Origin of the sequence: Brenneria roseae subsp. roseae (assembly GCF_003115845.1) — a bacterium.
Taxonomy (GTDB): domain Bacteria; phylum Pseudomonadota; class Gammaproteobacteria; order Enterobacterales; family Enterobacteriaceae; genus Brenneria; species Brenneria roseae.
The window spans coordinates 103,284-123,567 of sequence record NZ_KZ819030.1 but is presented as its reverse complement, the minus strand read 5'-3'; the positions used below and the strand labels follow the sequence as shown (position 1 = coordinate 123,567).

Genomic DNA, 20,284 nt, shown 5'->3' with positions numbered 1-20,284 from the left:
CGGCCGTACCTGAAAGATGAGGGGGATATTCATCCGCGATGGTACAATCCTCACATTGGGTATTTATTCTGATAGTTAGATTTTATGCATTGTGCACGATACAGCATGGGAACCTGTCGTTCCTGTCAATGGCTGGAAAAAGCCTACCCGCAGCAATTGTCGGATAAACAACGGCACCTTGCCGATCTGTTGCAGCCGTATGCCGTTCAGCAGTGGCTGCCCGTCAGTTCCTCGGCGCAGGCGGCGTTTCGCAATAAAGCCAAAATGGTGGTCAGTGGCAGCGTTGAACGCCCGCTATTAGGAATGTTGCATCGCGACGGCACCGCTGTCGATCTCTGTGATTGTCCGCTTTATCCCGCCAGTTTTCTCCCGGTTTTCGAGGTTCTGAAAACGTTTATCGCCAAAGCGGGGCTGACACCTTATAACGTTGCGCGTCGTCGGGGGGAGTTAAAATACCTGTTGCTGACGGAGAGCGTTTCTCGTGGCACGTTTATGCTGCGTTTCGTTTTACGTTCGGAAACCAAACTCGCTCAACTTCGAGCCGCCTTGCCGTGGTTGCAACAGCAATTGCCGCAGCTTGAGGTGATTTCTGCCAATATCCAGCCCGTCCATCAGGCGGTTATGGAAGGGAAGGCGGAGATTATTCTCAGTGATTCGTCGTCATTGGCCGAGCAGTTTAATCAGGTGCCTTTGTATATTCGTCCACAGAGTTTTTTCCAGACCAATCCGCAGGTGGCCGCCGCGCTGTATGCTACCGCCCGCGACTGGGTAGCCGAACTGAACATTGCCAGCATGTGGGATTTATTCTGTGGCGTGGGCGGCTTTGGCCTGCACTGTGCGTCGCCACGGATACGCCTGACAGGCATCGAAATCAGTGCTGAAGCCATCGCCTGCGCGCGCCGTTCTGCGGAGCAGTTGGGGTTAACCCAGGTCGATTTTCAGGCGCTGGATTCCACGCGTTTTGCCACCGCTAAAGCGGAAATCCCCGATCTGGTTGTGGTTAACCCGCCGCGTCGTGGTATAGGCAGCGAACTGTGTGCTTACCTAAGCCGTATGGCGCCGGCCTACATTCTTTATTCCAGCTGTAATGCCGAGAGCATGGCGAAGGATATGGATGAGTTGAAAAACTATCACGCTTTACGCGTTCAATTGTTCGATATGTTCCCGCATACGGCACATTATGAAGTGTTGACGCTATTGAAAAGAAGTGACTGATCAACGCGTCATGACGACGCGGCCTTTCGGGGGCCGCGTAGTTTGAACGGCGAGCAGATTACTGCGGGAACCACTTATCGTTAATGGCTTTATAGGTGCCGTCGGCTTTGATGGCATCCAGCGCCTTGTTCAGCTTTTCCAACAGGGCGTTATCGTCCGGTCGGACCGCAATGCCCAGCCCCGTGCCGAAATATTCTGCATCGGTGACATGTTCACCGACGGTTGCCAGATTGGGATTGGTTTTAATCCATTCGTTAACGACGGCGGTATCCCCGAATACGCCATCAATACGGCCATTTTTCAGATCCAGTACGGCATTTTGATAGCTGTCGTAGGAAACGGTCTGTATTTCCGGGTGCTTGTCGTGCAGGTATTTTTGATGCGTGGTGCCGTTTTCCATACCGATACGTTTGCCTTTCAGTGCTGCAAAATCGGTGAATTTCCCTTTCTGCGCGATCACCACGGCAGAGTTGGCATAGTAGGGCTGAGTGAACGCCACCTGCTTACTACGTTCCGGGGTAATATCCATGCCTGAAATAACGGCGTCATAGCGACGGAATTTCAAGGCCGGGATCAGGCTATCAAATGCCTGATTGGTGAATGTGCAGGTTGCCTGCATCTGTTTGCACAGCGCTTTCGCCAGATCCATATCGAAACCGACGATTTCGTTATTTGCATCCAGCGATTCAAAAGGAGGATAGGTTGCTGATGACGCAAAACGGATATTATCTGCCGCTGTGGCACTGAATGTCACCCCTGCCAGCAATGTGGCGATCAATAATTTTTTCATCTACCTGCTCCAGATTTTTTCTTTTAATCATACGAATAATTGCGCGGATGGTTTCCGGCTTCACGACGATTACCTTGCCAGTTAATGAATTTATATGCAAATAAAATGAGTAAAAAATCGATTTCTTGCTTAATAAAACAGCGGGTCGCTATAGTCATGCTGCAGTTTTCAACGCCGCTTGCAATGGCCTGCCGAAGGGAGGCGGGCAAAGATAGCTCCATAAAAAAAGCAGGCTGTTGTCAGCCTGCCTGATAGCGAATGTTGATAATGAGGAATCAGTTGCGGCGCTCAAACACCAGGGCGCGACGTTCGATTAAACGCATTAACAGGGTAAGTAACCCATTGACGCACAGATAGATAATTCCCGCGGCGCCAAAAACCATCACATCATAGGTGCGTCCATACATCAGCTGGCTGTAGCCCATCACTTCCATTAGCGTAATGGTGTAAGCCAGCGAGGTACTTTTAAAAACCAGGACCACTTCATTTGAATAAGATGACAGGGCGCGTTTAAACGCAAAAGGCAGTAAAATTCGTAGCGTCTGCGGCTGCGACATGCCCAGTGCGGCACAGGACTGCCATTGTCCGGCAGGAATCGCCTTAACCGCTCCGTAAAACAGCTGAGTGGTATAGGCCGCACTGTTCAGCGCCAGCGCCACCATCGCACAGAGCCACGGTTGTGAAAGCAGGCTCCATAACCAGGGAATTTGCTGGATAGACGTGAACTGACCGGGGCCGTAGTAAATCAGGAAAATCTGAACCAGCAACGGCGTCCCGGTGAACAACGTAATATAGCCTTTCGCCAGGGTGGCAATCACCGGCGTTTTCAAGGTCAGAACGACGGTGAGCAACAGTGACAGTATCAGCGCCACGGCAATCGCCACGACCGTCAACGTCAGACTGGTATGCAGGCCTTTTAACAGATCAGGCAAATAAGCGAGCATCAGGAAGGCCTCCGCTCAAAACGCGTCGTCCGCAGCTCAATGCGTTTCAGAACGTACTGGCTTAACAAGGTGATGACCAGGTAAATGGCCGCGGCGATCACATACCAGGTAAAAGGTTCCTGTGTTCGTGTGGCAATGCTTTTTGTTTGCAGCATCAGGTCGTTCACGCTGATCAGCGAAACCAGCGCGGTATCTTTCAACAATACCAGCCATTGGTTACCCAACCCCGGCAGGGCATGACGCCACATTTGCGGCATAATCAGGCGTATGAAAATCGCCGATTTACTCAGTCCCAGCGCCTGACCGGATTCCCATTGTCCTTGTGGAACGGCTTTCAGCGCGCCACGCAGCGTCTGAGACGCATAAGCGGCATACAGCAGCGCCAGGGCGATCACGCCGCACAAAAATGGACTGACTTCGAACATCTCAATATTCAGTTTTACCGGGATCTGCACCAGATAGAGATTCAGGGTAAAACCGTCTGCCAGCATCAGCAGCAATTGGGAAGAACCAAAATAGATAAACAGCACCACCAGAATTTCCGGCAGGCCGCGTAATAGCGTCACCAGTACGGTGCCACTCCAGCTTACTACTCTCCAGCGAGCGGTTTCCCAAATGGCAAACAACATGGCGAGAATGAGCCCGAGCACCAGTGCACAAACGGCAAGGCCGACGGTCATCCCGGCGGCGCTTGCAAGAGGGTGAAATTCAATCATTGAGCGTCAGATTACTGCTGAAACCATTTTTTGTAGATGGTCTGATAGGTGCCATCCTGCTTGATTTTGTCGAGCGCATCGTTGAATTTCTTCACCAGTTCATCGTCGTTTTGACGCACGGCGATGCCCAGACCGATACCGAAGTAGTCTTTGTCAGTGACGTTTTCGCCGACGGCAGACAGATTATCGTTCTGCTTTAACCACTCATTCACGACGGCGGTATCGCCGAACACGGCGTCAAGACGACCGTTTTTCAGATCAAGCACCGCATTCTGATAGCTGTCGTAAGGCACGGTGGTGATCTCACTGTGCTTATCCATCAGGTATTTCTGATGCGTGGTGCCATTCTGTACGCCGACGCGTTTGCCTTTCAGCGCGGTCACATCAGCCACTTTCTCTTTTTGCGCGATAAACAGGGCCGAGTTGTCGTAGTAAGGCTGGGTAAAAGCAACCTGTTGTTGACGCTCCGGCGTGATATCCATGCCGGCGATAACGGCTTCAAAACGGCGGAATTTCAGGCCGGGGATCAGGCTGTCGAATGCCTGGTTGCTGAATGTACAGGTTGCCTGTATCTCTTTGCACAGGGCGTTGGCAAGATCGATATCAAAGCCCTGGATGTTATTGCTGGCATCCACGAATTCAAACGGAGGATAAGAGGCTTCGGTCGCAAAGCGGATAGTCTCTGCGGCGCTGGCCGATGCGCTCAGACCCGCCAAAAGTGCTGCAACGATCAATTTTTTCATTGTAATTTTCCTGATATTAATCAATGTGATAAATAGCTGGCGAATTCAGGGGTCTGCGGCTGGGTAAAATGACCGGCATCCCCTTGTTCCACTATGCGCCCATTTTCCATATAGACCACCCGGCTGGCGGTCTTGCGTGCAAATTCGACTTCGTGGGTCACGATAACCTGTGTGATCCCGGTTTGCGTCAGTTCATGGATGATATTCACGACCTGCGCGGTAATTTCAGGATCCAGCGCGGCCGTCGGCTCGTCAAATAACAAAACCTGTGGTTCCATCATCAGCGCGCGGGCAATGGCCACCCGTTGCTGTTGGCCGCCAGAAAGATGGAGAGGATAACGATCGGCAAAATCATTCAGACGCAGACGGGTAAGCAGCTTGTCAGCACGCGCCTTGGCTTCATCTTTGCTTAATCCAAGCACGCGGCAGGGTGCTTCGGCCAGGTTTTGAGCGACGGTCAGGTGCGGCCACAGGTTATATTGCTGGAAAACCATGCCAACATTCTGACGTAATTCGCGAATAGCGTTATCGGCGGGAGCATGATTGAAATCAAACTGATTGCCGGCGATGGACAACTGGCCCGAACGCGGCATTTCCAGCAGGTTAAGCACGCGCAACAGGGAACTTTTACCTGCGCCGCTTGGACCAAGCAGAACCAGCGTTTCACCCGCCGGGCAATCGAGAGTGATGTCAAACAGCGCCTGATGCGCGCCATAGAAACAGTTAATGCTGTTTAGTTGAATACTCATGCGTAAGAATTGAATAGACATTGATGCGGCGAATGTTAACGTCGGCAGTATAGTTATGCAATCGCCATGGGTTAAAATTTGTGAACAAGCGAATTATTGCTTAAATAATAGCACAAAATAGTCGCTTACGGTCTGAGGAGTCTATGATGCAATTGTCTACAACACCGAGTCTGGAAGGGTTTACCATTACGGAATATTGCGGCGTGGTGACCGGGGAAGCCATTCTGGGGGCGAATATTTTTCGTGATTTTTTCGCCAGTATCCGCGACGTGGTCGGGGGGCGTTCCGGTGCTTATGAAAAAGAATTGCGTAAAGCGCGGCAGATAGCATTTAAGGAATTGCAGATGCAGGCTGAGGATCTGGGCGCCAATGCCGTGGTGGGCATTGATATTGATTACGAAACGGTTGGTAAGGACAGCAGCATGTTGATGGTGACCATCAGCGGCACGGCGGTGAAGGTGCGCCGTTAATCATTGGTCAATCACCGATGGAGGAAAATAAATTGCAACGGGAAACGCCATGATTAAATGCATCACTCTGCTGATGCTGTTTGTACTGGCAGGATGCCAATCAGCGATGTCTCCGCGGGATCGGAGTGAGTACCACCTGGTCACGACACATGAGTCCCGCGCTCAGGAATCGCGGGTTCGTTTTTTGGTAATTCACTATACGGCGGAAGATTTCCCGATGTCCCTGAATATTCTGACGGATGCACAGGTCAGTGCACATTATCTGATCCCGGCTAACCCGCCGTTGGAGGAGGGGAAACCCGTCGCCTGGCAACTGGTGCCAGAATCACAGGCTGCGTGGCATGCCGGCGCCAGCAGTTGGCGGGGATTTACCCGTTTGAATAATTCATCGATTGGCATCGAACTGGAAAATCCGGGTTACCAGCGAACGCTGACCGGCATCCGCTGGACGCCATTTCCTCCGGCGCAGATTGCGCTACTGACGGCGATAGCCCGCCAGATTGTCGCACGTCATCAGATTGCGCCGCAAAATGTGGTGGCCCACAGCGATATCGCTCCGCTGCGTAAACAGGACCCCGGCCCGCTTTTTCCGTGGAAAACGCTGGCCCAGGCGGGGATTGGCGCCTGGCCGGATGAATCAAGGGTATCGTTTTATCTTGATGGCCGGCCGTTTTCACAGCCGGTGGATGCCGGGCGTTTACTGGATAAGCTGGCGAGCTATGGCTATCCGCTGTCCCATGACATGACGAACCGCCAGAAACAACAGGTCATTGCCGCGTTTCAAATGCATTTCCGCCCGGAAAACTATCAGGGACATGCGGATGCGCAAACCGAAGCCATTGTGGATGCCCTGCTGGAAAAATATGGCGCGGCGCGGTGATATCAGCCGGATTCTTCCGCCAGTCCGGCAATTCGCGCAGCCATGCCGCGAAAAATAAACAGATGGGCCGGCATCATCAAAAACCAGTAGACCAGCCCGTTAAAACCGGCGGGATGCCAGCGGGCCCTGACATCCAGCGTGCGGTGGGTGCCTTGATCGGTAATGGTAAACGTGAGCTTACCCAGTCCCGGCGCTTTCATACCAAATAGCATGACCAGCTGCCGCTGTGGTTTGATGGAGATAACTTTCCAGCCGTCAATTTTATCGCCGATTTCCAGCGTAGGCCGGTCAGGGCGTCCGTAAGTCACGCCGTTACCGCTGAGATCGTCCAGCCTGGCGCGTAAATTCCATAGCATGTTGGCATAGAAATAACCTTCTTTGCCGCCGATCCGCTGGATAACCTGCCACAGCGCCTGACTGGACGCCGGGGTATCGAGAGTATGTCCTGCCTGCTTGGGATAAAATCCGTAGTCCGGTTTCCAGCGGGCGCGGACTTCCGTATCGTTACCCCAGCCGGCGCGCTGGGTGCTTTCCATTTCGCCTTGCAGCGTAATACGCACCGCCTGATCGAAGGTAATCAGCGTTTGCGGGATCAGCGCCTGCAACGCGGCCCCATCCGCCTGAAGATCGTGTTTCAGTCCCTGAATGAGCGCGCGGGCAATGGTGGGAGGAACGGACGTAATCAGATGCAGAAACCAGACGGAAACCAGATGTGTCGGCATGGGGATGGGGATCAATACGCGGCGTTTGCCGCTGATCGCGATAAAACGCTCAAACATGGTCTGGTAGCTGATATATTCCGGGCCCACCGCGTCCATAATGCGATTTCCCGGTGCCGGATGATGGCGGATTTCAGTCAGATAAACCAACAGGTTTTCCAGCGCAATAGGCGCGGATTTGGAGCGGACCCAGCGTGGCGGCGTCAGCACTGGCAAGTTGTACACCATATCACGCATGATCTCGAAAGCGGCTGAACCCGCGCCAATAATAATGCCGGCACGCAGCTCTGTTACCGGAATGCCGCTGCTGCGCAGAATATCTCCGGTGATTTTTCGGGCCGCCATGTGGGGCGAACTGTCATTTTTCGCCTGTAGCGAACCCAGATAGATAATCTGCTTTATCCGGCTGGCGGACAGCGCCAGTAACAGGTTCATGGCTGCTATGCGTTCTTTGGCGATGAAATTTTCACCGTCCCCCATACTGTGGACCAGATAATAGAGCGTTTCCGCGCCCCAGAGTCCTTCTGCCAGCGTATCCGGTTGGCACAAATCAACCTGCCGACAGTCGACCCCCGGCCAATGTTGCTCGTCAATGGCTTCTACCTGACGCGCCGCGGCAATCACGGGCTGTCCTTGCTGACTGAAACGTTCGGTCAGGTGGCGGCCAATATAGCCACTGGCGCCCAGAATCAGAATCGGAGCGGATTGGGATGTCATCACGGATAGGCTCCACGGTACATATAACGATGCGGTTTATTACTATAGCCGGGAACGGGAAAAACAGCAGCAACGCGATTTGGATGTGCATGATGGCGGCACTACCACCATCATGGCTCGCGGCGACGATCAGGCCAGAACGGTATCACCCTGTAGTTGACAGCTACAGGCCAGTACATAGCCCTGAGCGATCTCCGCAGGCGTTAAGGTCATCATACTGGTCGTGGTGTAATTTCCGGACAGCACGCGGGTTTTGCAACTGCCGCAGACGCCCGCGCGGCAGGCCGCCAGCACCGGCAATTTGTTGGCCTCCAATGCAGCCAGCAGGCTAATGCCGACCGGAACACGCAGCGTTTGCAGCGGACGGTTGATGGTCAGCGTCAACGGTTTGCTGTCACTATCAACCGCTTCGTCAACCGTATGGAAGCGTTCTTTGAAGAAACGTTCAGCAGGTACGCCGAACTGCTGGCAGAACGTTTCAACTTGCTGCATATAAGGCTCAGGACCGCAGGTCATCACGGTTCGGCTGGCAATATCCGGCACCTGTTGGGATAGCAGTTCCTGACTGATGCGACCGGTCAGAAAGCCGGCGGCTGCATCCTCTTCCGCCGCCAGCGTCAGGCGTAAGCGCTGTGGGTAACGATGTACCAGCGCTTGCCATTCGTTTGCAAAGATCATCTGTTGTGGACTGCGTACGTTAAAAATCACCTGAATATCGGTTTGGGGTTTATTCGCCAGCAGCCAGCGGCACATCGACATAATTGGAGTAACGCCGCAACCCGCCGCCGCCATCAGATAACGATCGCTGCCGGCATTGGCGCAGGTAAACTCGCCTTGTGCATCAGACAGCCACAGATAATCGCCCGGTTTAAGCTGCCGGGTTAACCAGCGGGAACCGATGCCGTCATCCAGTCGTCGCACCGTCAATGTAATAAAACGGCTCAGGCCCGGAGAGGAAGACAGCGTATAAGCTCTCAGCGTATCAGCACGGTTGGCGATGCTGACCAGCGCATACTGCCCTGGCTGATAGGGATAAAAATCATTATTAATCAGAGAAATTGTCCAGACGTCGGATGTTTCCTGAGTAATCGAGTGCACCTGCATGCGATTTGGGCAAAGCGGTGTCGGCATGGTCATAACAAATCTCCATAAGAAAGCGGATCGGCGCCGACCCGCCCTAATTCATCAGGCGGCCAGAATAGCGTTCATATCCTGTTCAACGGTGGTGATTGGCCGCATGCCAAATTTCTCGTTCAGAATGGCCAGCAGATTTTCTGTCAGGAATCCCGGTGCGGTCGGGCCGGTATAAATATTTTTCACGCCAAGTGACAGCAGGGTCAGCAAAATGACGATGGCTTTTTGTTCAAACCAGGACAGCACCAGACTGAGCGGCAGATCGTTCACGCCACATCCCAGTTTTTCGGCCAGCTTCACGGCCAGAATAATGGCGGAGTAGGCATCGTTGCACTGACCGACATCCAGCAGGCGAGGTAGGCCTTGCAGCGTACCGAAATCCAGCTTGTTGAAGCGGTATTTGCCGCAGGCCAGCGTCATGATCAGGCAATCATCCGGCACGTTGACGGCAAAGTCGGTGAAATAACTGCGTTCTTCGCGGCTGCCATCACAGCCGCCGACCAAAAAGACGTGGCGCAATTGCTTTTGTGCCACCAGATCGATCACGGTATCGGCGGCGCTTAACAGGGTTTCCCGGCCAAAACCGACGGTGATCCGGTGTTCAATTTCACTGTAAGGGAAACCGCTCAGGCTTTGTGCCTGAGCAATCACCGCGCTGAAATCATCGCCTGTCAGATGATTTACGCCCGGCCAGCCAACGATGCTGCGTGTCCAGATGCGATCGCCGTAGTTGCCGACATTCGGGTCGATAATACAGTTGGACGTCATGACGATGGCGCCGGGAAATTTGGCGAATTCTGTTTGCTGGTTCTGCCAGCCGCTGCCGTAGTTGCCGACCAGATGCCTGAATTTTTTCAGTTCCGGGTAACCGTGAGCAGGCAACATTTCGCCATGCGTATAGATATTGACTCCGGTTCCTTCCGTCTGCTCCAGCAGCATACGTAAGTCTTTGAGATCATGACCCGAGATCAGAATGGCTTTACCGGCGACGGGACGGACGTTGACGGAAGTGGGGGTAGGATGACCATAGGCATCTGTCTCGCCTCGGTCGAGGATCGCCATCACGTTGAAGTTCATCTGGCCGATACCCATTGCGTTATTCAGCAGGGTATCCACATCACAGGGCTGTGTGCCTAGCCAGGCCATAAAAGTATGATATTGCGCGTAAATGGTTTCGTCGTATTGACCCAGCACATGAGCATGCTCCATGTACGCCGCGGCACCTTTCAGCCCGTACAGGCAGAGCATACGCAGACCATGGATATCATCACCGACCTTGACTTTATCACTGTCCAGTGCGAAATCGGCCGCCTGTTGCAGCAACGTCGGGATATCGTTCCCCGCCAGTTGCAGATCCGCCATGGGATGATCGACAGTCGCCTGTTCATCAAGCAGACGACAGCGAACCGCCAGCGATTGACGCAGCACGATCGCTTCCCGCGCATAGCCAATAATCCGCTGTGAATCGAAGTTAACGTTAGTCAGCGTGGAGAAAAAGGCGCGTGGCGCAAAGCTGTCGATATCATGATCGATAAGATCCAGCTCGCGGGCTTTCAGCGCCCAGGCGGATAGCCCCTGCAACACGGCAACCAGAAGGTCTTGCAGATCGGAAGTTTCTGCGGTTTTACCACACATGCCCTGAGCATAAGAGCAGCCATTTTTCGCCGGGGTACGAATTGTTTGTTCACATTGCACGCAAAACATATATGACGTCCTTTTTTAAAGTTGCATTTAAAATACTTGTTTAAAAGCATAGAGGGTCGCGACATATCCAAAAAGGCTTTTTTAATGCAACTTTAAATAACTTTGATTTAGCGCAATTTTGAATGTGGACAATGAAAATGACTCTCAATCACTGTCCGACGGAACGGGGAAAACATCATGAAACGACAGGCTATGATGAAAACAACGCCATCAGTACCGGTGCGGCAAGGCTCAACAAAAAGCCATGTACAATGGCCGCTGGAACCATATCTACGCCGGCGCTGCGTTGTAACACCGGCAACGTGAAATCCATCGACGTCGCGCCGCAAAGCCCAAGTGCGCAGGAATGGTTACGTTGTGCCAGGGCGGGAATCAAGATAATCGCCAACAGTTCGCGTGCCAGATCGTTAAAAAAGGCCGCACTGCCGATCACTGGACCAAGGGCGTCAGTCAACAGAATGCCGGATAACGAATACCAGCCATAGCCGGACGCGATCGCCAGCCCGGTTCTGAATGGCAGGCCGAGAACCCAGGCGGCGAGTAGGCCGCCCGCCAGCGCACTGATACCGACAACCAGCGCAACCGTCATGCCGCGACGGTTCAATACGATCTGACGCAGCGTCATCCCACTGTTGCGTAACTGTATGCCTACGAAAAACAGTAATAAAATCAGCGCATATTCGCTTCCCTGACTGGCATAGATCAGACCCGTCCATTGGGTTAATCCCAGCAGAAAACCGCCAAATACGACCAGACACAGCTTTAAAGAGTCCAGAATCATATGCAGGCGCGAGGGAGGCGCCTCCTGCTCGAATTTTCCCGGCCAGACATCATGTTTGCCCCATAGCCACAGGGACGTGGCATTAGCGGCAATGATGCAAACAAAGAAAACGGCGGCATAACGAAAAATCAGTAACAGATTACTGCCGAGATTATCCAGAAAAGCCAGACTGATCCCCATTAAAAACAGAATGACGTACACCATCCAGCTCAGCAGTTGGTTAATTGACTGTAATGCTTTTTTCGCGCGCAAAGGCACCAGATAGCCAAAGATAAGCGGCAGTAAAATAATTAATAATCCCGAATACATCACAGAATTGACGTCCTTAAACAGAAAAGCGGATAACTGGAGGGGAAAAAGACATAATCTATTAAAATTAAACAATTAATCATCGCGAGTAAAGTGTCGGCAGCGAGAAGAAGCGAAACATTCAGATAATCCATCGGCCAACGTAGGTGGCAAATCTGTCAGGATCAGATTTAATGCTTGCTTACTGTGATCCTAAAGGGCTGGATAAGGACATCAACCTATCGGTGGCTTGAGAGATAACGGATTGTGGGAGGAGGATTATTACGCCACCACCAGCGAAACGAAAACAGGAGATACGGATGTATCTGGAAAATATAGAGATACTGGGGTTCCGGGGCATTAACCGCCTGTCATTAATGCTGGGTGATAATACCGTACTGATTGGTGAGAACGCCTGGGGGAAATCCAGCCTGCTTGATGCGCTGTCGTTGTTGTTGGCCCCGACATTACCCCTTTATCATTTTGATTTGCAGGATTTCTATTTTAATCCGGGTGATGAAAACAGTCGCGAACGCCATTTGCAGATCATTTTCACCTTCTGCGAAACCGGGCCTGGGCACCACCTTGCACCGCGTTATCGTCCGCTCAAGCGTGTCTGGGTTGAAGGCAAGGAGTCGCTACACCGGATTTTTTATCGTCTGGAAGGTGAAGTAGATGAAAGTCAGGTCGTCTTTACCTGGCGCAGTTTTCTTGATGCCGAAGGGCATCCGATTAAACTGAACGACATTGATGGGCTGGCGCGGGAAGTCATTCGTCTCCATCCCGTACTGCGTCTGCGGGATGCCCGTTTTATACGGCGCTTGCGGACAGGGACTCTGGCTGCCACCATGGATAACAGCAATGAAAAGCTGGCACAGCAGTTCGAGCAACTGATGCGTGAACTGGCACATAATCCGCAGAAGCTGACGGATAAAGAGCTGCGCCAGGGGCTGGTAGCAATACAACAGCTGCTGGAACACTATTTTTCTGAACAGGGGTCGGTCACCAGTGAACGTCATCATCGGCATGAGCGGGCGCATAACGGTAAATCATGGCGTTCTCTGGATAACATCAATCGGCTGATTGCCGAGCCGAACAGCCGCAGCCGTCGGATTATTCTGTTGGGGCTTTTTTCCACGCTGCTACAGGCAAAAGGGTCGGTGGCGCTGGATCCGCATGCCCGTCCTCTTCTGCTGATCGAAGACCCTGAAACGCGACTACATCCGATCATGTTGTCGGTGGCGTGGGGATTACTGACGCAGTTGCCGTTGCAGAAAGTCACCACAACAAATTCCGGCGAACTCCTGTCGCTGGTGCCAATGGAGCAGGTATGCCGTCTGGTGCGGGAATCTTCCCGCGTGGCGACGTTCCGCATTGGTCCGCAGGGGATGAGTGCGGAAGATAGCCGCCGCATTGCTTTCCATATCCGCCTTAATCGTCCGGCGTCACTGTTCGCCCGATGCTGGTTGCTGGTTGAAGGGGAAACCGAAGTCTGGATGCTCAATGAACTGGCGCGCCAGTGCGGCCACCATTTTGAAGCGGAAGGCGTTAAGGTGATCGAATTTGCCCAGTCGGGACTCAGACCGTTGGTGAAATTTGCCCGTCGGATGGGCATAGAGTGGCATGTGCTGGTGGATGGTGATGAGGCGGGGAAAAAGTATGCGGCCACGGCGAAAGGTATGCTATCTCATCAGCAGGGAGACAGCGAACGGGATCATCTGACGGTACTGCCGGCGCTGGATATGGAGCACTATATGTACCGCGAGGGGTTCAGCCATGTTTACCATCGAATTGCGCAACTGCCAGAAAAAGTCCCGCTCTCCATGCATAAAATCATCGTCAAGGCGATTCATCGCTCGTCAAAGCCGGATTTGGCGATTGAAGTAGCAATGGAAGCGGCATCCATGGGCGGTGATGCGATCCCGCCATTGATTCGCAGCATGTTTTCCCGCGTGTTATGGCTGGCCCGCGGTCGGGCCGATTAGCGCATTACGAATGACGAAGCGCCGGACCGCAAATAAAAAATGCTGGCCGCTTGCAGGCCAGCATTTTTGTCTTACCCGGCTAATGTCCACTATTTGTTGAGGGGTAAGACGGTGAGGGTCAGGAAACAGCTTCGCTCACCAGGGGTACAATCAGACTGGCATGATTACCTTTTGGTCCTTGGTGAACATCAAATCTGACAACCTGCCCGGCTTTTAGCGTTCGATATCCGTCCATTTGAATAGTTGAGTAGTGAGCGAAAATATCTTCGCCGCCGCCTTCAGGACAGATAAAGCCAAAACCTTTGGCATTATTGAACCATTTAACAGTACCTGTCTCCATGCATCGACATCCTTCGCAAGAGTGTTCTTTATAAGTAAGGTGAGGTTATTTGGTTAAAGTGAATACGAATTGATTAAAACCTCGTCAATTCAACAGTACACTTTAGTGAAATCGATCCCGGCGTCAAGCGATCCGCATTTGAGGGGCGGGGGGAGTTTTTCAAAGTTTGATGCAGGTAACGCTATTGGTGGCGATGGTTCAAGGGGGCGCAGAAAATTCGCGAGATAACAGAGATTGAATTTTGGCTTTCCGACCACCATTTCATTACCTGGATGGAAAAATAAAAACCATACGTGCTACTGTAAATACAGGGTAATGATATTGAGATGACATTGGGCAGAGAATGGGAAACAACGGAACGTGGTCACAGTCGGAACAGCAGACTGCCGACCAACACAAAGAAAAACTACAGCCTCCATCGATGTATAAAGTGCTGTTAAACAACGATGATTATACACCGATGGAATTTGTTATTGACGTTCTGCAAAAGTTCTTTTCTTATGATATTGAACGTGCAACGCAACTGATGCTGACTGTTCATTATCAGGGAAAGGCGATTTGTGGTGTATTCAGCGCTGAAGTGGCCGAGACTAAAGTTGTACAAGTAAATCGTTATGCCAGAGAAAATGAGCACCCGTTGCTCTGTACGCTGGAAAAAGCCTGAAGTCAGGCAATTTATTGGGGGAGGTGCCTATGCTCAATCAAGAACTGGAGCTCAGTCTCAATATGGCTTTCGCCAGAGCGCGTGAGCACCGACATGAGTTTATGACCGTGGAGCATTTGCTATTGGCTCTGCTCAGTAATCCGGCCGCGCGTGAAGCATTGGAAGCCTGTACGGTAGATCTGGCCGCCTTGCGCCAGGAGCTTGAAGCGTTTATCGAACAGACCACGCCTACATTACCGCAGAGCGACGAAGAGCGTGAAACGCAACCGACGCTCAGCTTCCAACGTGTGTTGCAGCGCGCGGTCTTCCACGTCCAATCATCAGGGCGCAGTGAAGTGTCCGGGGCGAATGTGCTGGTTGCCATTTTCAGCGAGCAGGAGTCGCAGGCCGCCTATCTGTTGCGCAAACATGATGTCAGCCGTCTCGACGTAGTGAACTTTATTTCACACGGGACGCGTAAAGAAGAATCCGGGCAGGCACCTACCCCGGAAAACCCTGTCAATGAAGAACAGGCCGGAGGGGAAGACCGTATGGAAAACTTCACCACCAATCTGAATCAGCTTGCCCGCGTTGGCGGTATCGATCCCCTTATTGGCCGGGAACGGGAACTGGAGAGAACCATTCAGGTGCTTTGCCGCCGCCGCAAGAATAACCCGCTGTTGGTGGGCGAATCCGGCGTGGGGAAAACGGCGATTGCGGAAGGTCTGGCATGGCGGATCGTGCAGGGCGATGTCCCTGAAGTCATGGCCGATGCCACGCTTTATTCTCTCGACATTGGTTCTCTGCTGGCAGGGACGAAATACCGCGGTGATTTTGAAAAACGTTTCAAAGCGTTGCTGAAACAGCTGGAACAGGATCAAAGCAGTATTCTGTTTATTGACGAAATCCATACCATCATCGGCGCAGGCGCGGCGTCGGGTGGTCAGGTCGATGCGGCAAACCTGATAAAACCACTGCTCTCCAGCGGTAAGATTCGGGTTATCGGTTCTACGACCTATCAGGAATTCAGCAATATTTTTGAAAAGGACAGAGCGCTGGCGCGGCGTTTCCAGAAAATTGATATCACTGAACCCAGCGTGGAAGAAACCGTACAGATTATTAACGGGCTGAAACCGAAATATGAAGCTCACCACGACGTGCGTTACACGGCGAAAGCGGTGCGCGCGGCAGTCGAACTGGCGGTGAAATACATCAACGATCGTCATTTGCCCGACAAGGCGATTGATGTCATCGACGAAGCGGGGGCCCGCAGTCGCCTGATGCCGATCAGCAAACGCAAGAAAACGGTCAATGTGGCGGATATCGAATCTGTGGTCGCGCGTATTGCCCGTATTCCGGAAAAAACCGTATCCGCCAGCGATCGCGATGTGCTGAAAAATCTGAGCGATCGCCTGAAAATGCTGGTATTCGGCCAGGATAAAGCCATTGAAGCGCTGTCTGAATCCATCAAGATGAGCCGGGCAGGATTGGGGCATGAGCGTAAACCGGTTGGTTCTTTCCTGTTTGCCGGGCCGACAGGCGTGGGTAAAACGGAAGTGACCTTGCAGTTGGCCAAAGCGTTGGATATTGAACTGCTGCGTTTTGACATGTCTGAATATATGGAACGCCACACCGTCAGCCGTCTGATTGGCGCGCCTCCGGGATACGTTGGTTACGATCAGGGCGGTCTGCTGACGGACGCGGTGATTAAACATCCGCATTCGGTGCTGCTGCTTGATGAAATCGAAAAAGCGCATCCAGACGTGTTTAATCTGTTGTTGCAGGTGATGGATAACGGCACGTTGACGGACAATAACGGACGCAAGGCCGACTTCCGCAATGTTATCGTGGTGATGACCACCAATGCCGGCGTACGGGAAACTCAGCGTAAATCCATCGGGATTATCCATCAGGATAACAGCAGCGATGCGATGGAAGAGATCAAGAAAGTGTTTACGCCGGAATTCCGTAACCGTCTTGATGGCATTATCTGGTTCAACCATCTGTCTCCTGAAGTTATTCAGCAGGTGGTGGATAAATTCATTGTTGAGTTACAGGCACAGTTGGATGCGAAGGGCGTTTCACTGGAAGTCAGTGATGAAGCTCGCGACTGGCTGGCGGAGAAAGGCTACGACAAAGCCATGGGGGCTCGTCCGATGGCTCGCGTTATGCAGGAAAACCTGAAAAAACCGTTGGCCAACGAACTGCTGTTTGGTTCATTAGTTGACGGCGGTTCCGTCAAGGTAGAACTGGATAAGGCGACTCAGCAGTTAACTTATGGTTTCCTGAGTGCGCAGAAACGTAAAGCGGACGAAGGAGCGGTTCATTAATCCATAATGGTGTGAGCTGACACCATCCGTCGTACTTAAAAAGGTGATGCTGACGCGTCACCTTTTTTATGGCGGGCGGTTCTGCCCGCCACCCTGCGGGCCGTCGCTAGGGCGTTTTTTTATATGGCGATGAATGAATCGGTGACAATATCAAGGTATAAGCCCGGTTGGTTTTATTCCCGATTTTTATTAATAAGTCGCCCACAAACGCAACAACCCTTGCCGATAACGGAAAGGGCTGCGGAGATGGAACATCCTCGGAGATCGCTGTACGTCAGCGATGGGCGAACCGGTTAACGGCTGCGGAAGACAATGCGGCCTTTGCTCAGGTCGTACGGGGTCAGCTCTACAGTGACTTTGTCACCCGTCAGGATGCGGATATAGTTTTTACGCATTTTACCGGAGATATGAGCGGTAACCACGTGCCCGTTTTCCAATTCAACGCGGAACATGGTATTGGGCAGCGTATCAAGCACGGTGCCTTGCATTTCAATATTGTCTTCTTTGGCCATCGAATCCTCTAGGTCTAACTACCTTTGTTTTTAACCGGCAAGATAATGCCGAAAAACCCACATTATGTAAAGAAGCGTTCATAAACTGAGTATTATTTACGAACGACGCATCAATCCTACGGTGTCGGTTCAGCCAGCGTTTGTGGCAACCAACAACGGTCATCTACAGGGGTATCCCGCAGTTGAAAAAGAAATTGCAAAAAGCGTTCGCGGGGTATTTCACAAACGCCCAGCGAGGCAGTATGTGAATTCAGTACCTGACAATCAATCAGCGAGCCGCCATGATGAATAAAATGTTGCTGAAATGTCAGCAAAGCATACTTGGAGGCGTTATCTGTCCGACTGAACATCGACTCGCCGCAAAATAAACTGCCTTGCGCAATACCGTATAGCCCACCAACAAGTGCGCTATTCTGCCACACTTCGATGGAATGTGCTTGTCCAGACTGATGAAGTTCGCGATAAGCCGAGATAATTTCCGTTGTGATCCAGGTTCCACCCGCATGTTCGTTGGCGCATGCAGTAATAACTTCATTAAATGCATGATTTATGGTGATCTTAACATCATGATTACGCAGAAATTTCTTCATACTGCGGCTGATATGGAATCCATTGGGAAATAAAACGGCGCGAGGGTTTGGGGACCACCATAAAATAGGCTCGCCGGGGGAGTACCAGGGAAAAATACCTTGCCGATAAGCCCTCTTTAGCCGCTCCGGAGACAGATCGCCGCCAAAAGCCAATAGCCCGTTAGGTTCATCCAGGGCGTTAGACGGGTCGGGAAAGTAAAGCGAGTCGGGAGAAAGCTGATACAGTCGCATAATATTCCGGGTATAAGATAAAAAGTGGCGTCTTGCTAAGCCTGGTGCGCATTGACGTTCTGACGAAATTGCCAGTAACGGCCTTGCTGCTCCATCAGCGTTCGATGACTGCCTTCTTCAATGATTTGCCCGCCATCCATTACGCAGATGCGATCCATGGATTCGAGTTCATACAGGCGATGGGTAATCACAATTAGCGTTTTCCCGGCACAATGCTGACGCAGTAACCGCAAAATACGCCGTTCAGTTTCGGCATCCAGACCTTCCGTCGGTTCATCCAGAAGCACCAACGGCGCGGAGTGCAACAACGCTCGTGCGAGTCCGATACGGCGCTGTTCTCCGCCGGAAAGCTGACGCCCGCCTTCGCCATACCAACTATTCAGCCCTTCGTTTTCCAGCAGCTTATCCAGGCCGATCTGCTGTAACACGGCAGCAAGCCGTTCGTCATTCGCATCTGGCGCGGCAAGTAACAGATTGTCGCGCAGCGTGGCGCTGAAAATATGGACACGTTGGGGGACGACGCTCATCATGGCGCGTAGTTCATCTTCCGCCCAGGAAGAAAGAGGCTGACCGTTCAATGCTATTTCACCCTGTCCACCGTCCCACGCTCGGGTGAGGAGTTGTAGCAGAGTGGATTTACCGCATCCGGTACGGCCAAGCAGGGCAATGTGTTCGCCTGCGCGTATAGTCAGTGAGATCCCCTGTAAGGCAGGCAATGGCTGCCCAGGGTAGGTAAAGCCGACGTTATGTAAAACAAGGGACGCCGCGGCAACGGTTGGCGGCCCCTGCGGTGGGAATGTCACCATCGGCGTCTGACGAATGATGTGATCGACGCGGGTGGCGGAGGCGATAACCTGTCCCATATGCTGAAAAGCGCCTGCAACCGGGGCTAACGCTTCAAAAACGGCCAGCGAGGCAAAAACAAACAGCGCGATCAGCGCGCCGGGCTGGGTATCGCCACCCACGCCGGCAGCCGCAAGCCAGAGAATAAGCGTCACGGTCAATCCGCTGCACAGAATCATAAGTGCCTGCGACAGCCCTGCTAAATTGGTCTGCTGCTGCTGACGTCGTAACCATTGGCTTTCTAATCGTGCCAACTGCTGGCGGAAGAGGGATAAGGCGCCAAATACCGTCAGTTCAGCCTGACCCTGTAACCAGGTCGTCAATTGAATACGATATTGCGCCCGCAGGGTTGTTAAATCCTGTCCGATGGTTTTGCCTGCCTGATAAAACGCCACGGGCAGAATCAGCAGCAGCGCCAGCGTAATGGCGCATAGCGTCAACGCCAGCGAAACGTCCAGCCAGCTGAGTCCGTAGGTAACGATGAGAATGACCAGCAATGCGCTGACCAGCGGCGAAATGACGCGCAGGTATAAATGATCAAGCGTGTCGACATCGGCAACCAGCCGATTCAACAATTCAGCCTGACGGAATTGAGCGATCCCGCCTGGAGACAGCGGCAGGATGCGAGAAAAAGTAAAGACGCGCAGGTGCTGTAATACGCGAAAGGTCGCATCGTGACTGACCAGCCTTTCGGCGTAGCGTCCCGCCGTTCGGGTAATCGCCGCGCCTCTGACGCCAGCCGCCGGCAGCATATAATTGAACGTATAAAGCCCGGCAACGCCTGCCAAAGCGGCACCGGCCAAAAACCAGCCGGATAGGGCGAGCAGACCGATGCTCGCCAGCAGGGTGACGATGGCCAAAATAATACCCAGGCTTAATCGCCAGATGTGTCGACGGTAGAGCGTAAGAAAGGGTTTTAAAACCTGTCTTGTGGTTCGCGGTATCGAGGTACGGGACATA

At 52.5% G+C, this 20,284-nt stretch carries 19 protein-coding genes; 6 read left to right on the top strand and 13 right to left on the bottom strand.

Annotation, left to right across the window (positions count from 1 at the left end):
• The first annotated feature begins 84 nt into the window (after window positions 1–84).
• Window positions 85–1,215, top strand: a complete 1,131-nt coding sequence (rlmC, locus tag DDT52_RS13570) for a 23S rRNA (uracil(747)-C(5))-methyltransferase RlmC (RefSeq protein WP_136156816.1) — start codon at window positions 85–87, stop codon at window positions 1,213–1,215.
• A 58-nt stretch (window positions 1,216–1,273) separates the two neighbouring features.
• Here rlmC and artJ (DDT52_RS13565) read toward each other — a convergent pair whose 3' ends face one another.
• From artJ (DDT52_RS13565) to artP, 5 genes are all read right to left on the bottom strand, one after another.
• Window positions 1,274–2,005: an arginine ABC transporter substrate-binding protein gene (artJ, locus tag DDT52_RS13565; protein ID WP_136156815.1), complete on the bottom strand. Its 732-nt coding sequence runs from the start codon at window positions 2,003–2,005 to the stop codon at window positions 1,274–1,276.
• 275 nt (window positions 2,006–2,280) lie between these two features.
• Window positions 2,281–2,949, bottom strand: coding sequence for an arginine ABC transporter permease ArtM (gene artM / locus DDT52_RS13560; RefSeq protein WP_136156814.1), 669 nt, complete (start codon window positions 2,947–2,949; stop codon window positions 2,281–2,283).
• Entirely contained in the window at window positions 2,949–3,665 is a 717-nt protein-coding gene (artQ, locus tag DDT52_RS13555; protein ID WP_136156813.1) for an arginine ABC transporter permease ArtQ, read from the bottom strand. The genes artM and artQ overlap by 1 nt, the downstream gene beginning before the upstream one ends.
• 11 nt (window positions 3,666–3,676) lie before the next feature.
• Window positions 3,677–4,408: an arginine ABC transporter substrate-binding protein gene (gene artJ / locus DDT52_RS13550; protein ID WP_136156812.1), complete on the bottom strand. Its 732-nt coding sequence runs from the start codon at window positions 4,406–4,408 to the stop codon at window positions 3,677–3,679.
• A 20-nt stretch (window positions 4,409–4,428) separates the two neighbouring features.
• Window positions 4,429–5,157, bottom strand: coding sequence for an arginine ABC transporter ATP-binding protein ArtP (gene artP, locus DDT52_RS13545; protein ID WP_281728909.1), 729 nt, complete (start codon window positions 5,155–5,157; stop codon window positions 4,429–4,431).
• Window positions 5,158–5,303: 146 nt separating this feature from the next.
• Here artP and DDT52_RS13540 point away from each other — a divergent pair, with 146 nt between their 5' ends.
• Window positions 5,304–5,627 (top strand): heavy metal-binding domain-containing protein, encoded by a 324-nt coding sequence (locus DDT52_RS13540; RefSeq protein WP_109055513.1) that lies wholly within the window; start codon window positions 5,304–5,306, stop codon window positions 5,625–5,627.
• Between the two features lie 49 nt (window positions 5,628–5,676).
• A complete protein-coding gene (locus DDT52_RS13535; RefSeq protein ID WP_136156810.1) occupies window positions 5,677–6,507 on the top strand; it encodes an N-acetylmuramoyl-L-alanine amidase in 831 nt (276 codons plus the stop codon).
• A 2-nt stretch (window positions 6,508–6,509) separates the two neighbouring features.
• Here DDT52_RS13535 and DDT52_RS13530 read toward each other — a convergent pair whose 3' ends face one another.
• The 4 genes from DDT52_RS13530 to DDT52_RS13515 form a co-directional block, all read right to left on the bottom strand.
• Window positions 6,510–7,943: a DUF2867 domain-containing protein gene (locus DDT52_RS13530; RefSeq protein WP_136156873.1), complete on the bottom strand. Its 1,434-nt coding sequence runs from the start codon at window positions 7,941–7,943 to the stop codon at window positions 6,510–6,512.
• Window positions 7,944–8,072: 129 nt separating this feature from the next.
• Window positions 8,073–9,080 (bottom strand): NADH oxidoreductase, encoded by a 1,008-nt coding sequence (hcr, locus tag DDT52_RS13525; RefSeq protein WP_136156809.1) that lies wholly within the window; start codon window positions 9,078–9,080, stop codon window positions 8,073–8,075.
• Window positions 9,081–9,128: 48 nt separating this feature from the next.
• Window positions 9,129–10,781 carry a hydroxylamine reductase gene (gene hcp / locus DDT52_RS13520; protein ID WP_136156808.1) on the bottom strand — a complete coding sequence of 551 codons (1,653 nt, stop codon included), beginning with the start codon at window positions 10,779–10,781 and terminating at the stop codon, window positions 9,129–9,131.
• Window positions 10,782–10,971: 190 nt separating this feature from the next.
• Window positions 10,972–11,871, bottom strand: a complete 900-nt coding sequence (locus DDT52_RS13515) for a LysO family transporter (protein ID WP_136156872.1) — start codon at window positions 11,869–11,871, stop codon at window positions 10,972–10,974.
• A gap of 299 nt (window positions 11,872–12,170) precedes the next feature.
• Here DDT52_RS13515 and DDT52_RS13510 point away from each other — a divergent pair, with 299 nt between their 5' ends.
• The gene (locus DDT52_RS13510; RefSeq protein WP_136156807.1) at window positions 12,171–13,835 is read left to right on the top strand and encodes an ATP-dependent endonuclease; all 1,665 of its coding nucleotides are present in this window, start codon (window positions 12,171–12,173) and stop codon (window positions 13,833–13,835) included.
• A 118-nt stretch (window positions 13,836–13,953) separates the two neighbouring features.
• Here the strand turns inward: DDT52_RS13510 and cspD are convergent, their stop codons facing one another.
• Window positions 13,954–14,175, bottom strand: coding sequence for a cold shock-like protein CspD (gene cspD / locus DDT52_RS13505; protein WP_109055519.1), 222 nt, complete (start codon window positions 14,173–14,175; stop codon window positions 13,954–13,956).
• A 343-nt stretch (window positions 14,176–14,518) separates the two neighbouring features.
• Here cspD and clpS point away from each other — a divergent pair, with 343 nt between their 5' ends.
• Together clpS and clpA are read left to right on the top strand one after the other, a co-directional pair.
• Window positions 14,519–14,839, top strand: a complete 321-nt coding sequence (gene clpS, locus DDT52_RS13495) for an ATP-dependent Clp protease adapter ClpS (protein WP_136156806.1) — start codon at window positions 14,519–14,521, stop codon at window positions 14,837–14,839.
• A gap of 29 nt (window positions 14,840–14,868) precedes the next feature.
• Complete coding sequence (clpA, locus tag DDT52_RS13490) at window positions 14,869–17,148, top strand: ATP-dependent Clp protease ATP-binding subunit ClpA (RefSeq protein ID WP_136156805.1); 2,280 nt, start codon at window positions 14,869–14,871, stop codon at window positions 17,146–17,148.
• Between the two features lie 293 nt (window positions 17,149–17,441).
• Here the strand turns inward: clpA and infA are convergent, their stop codons facing one another.
• From infA to cydC, 3 genes are all read right to left on the bottom strand, one after another.
• The gene (infA, locus tag DDT52_RS13485) at window positions 17,442–17,660 is read right to left on the bottom strand and encodes a translation initiation factor IF-1 (RefSeq protein WP_002211347.1); all 219 of its coding nucleotides are present in this window, start codon (window positions 17,658–17,660) and stop codon (window positions 17,442–17,444) included.
• Window positions 17,661–17,776: 116 nt separating this feature from the next.
• Entirely contained in the window at window positions 17,777–18,481 is a 705-nt protein-coding gene (aat, locus tag DDT52_RS13480; RefSeq protein WP_136156804.1) for a leucyl/phenylalanyl-tRNA--protein transferase, read from the bottom strand.
• Between the two features lie 35 nt (window positions 18,482–18,516).
• Window positions 18,517–20,283: a heme ABC transporter ATP-binding protein/permease CydC gene (gene cydC, locus DDT52_RS13475; protein ID WP_136156803.1), complete on the bottom strand. Its 1,767-nt coding sequence runs from the start codon at window positions 20,281–20,283 to the stop codon at window positions 18,517–18,519.
• Between the last annotated feature and the right edge of the window lies 1 nt (window position 20,284).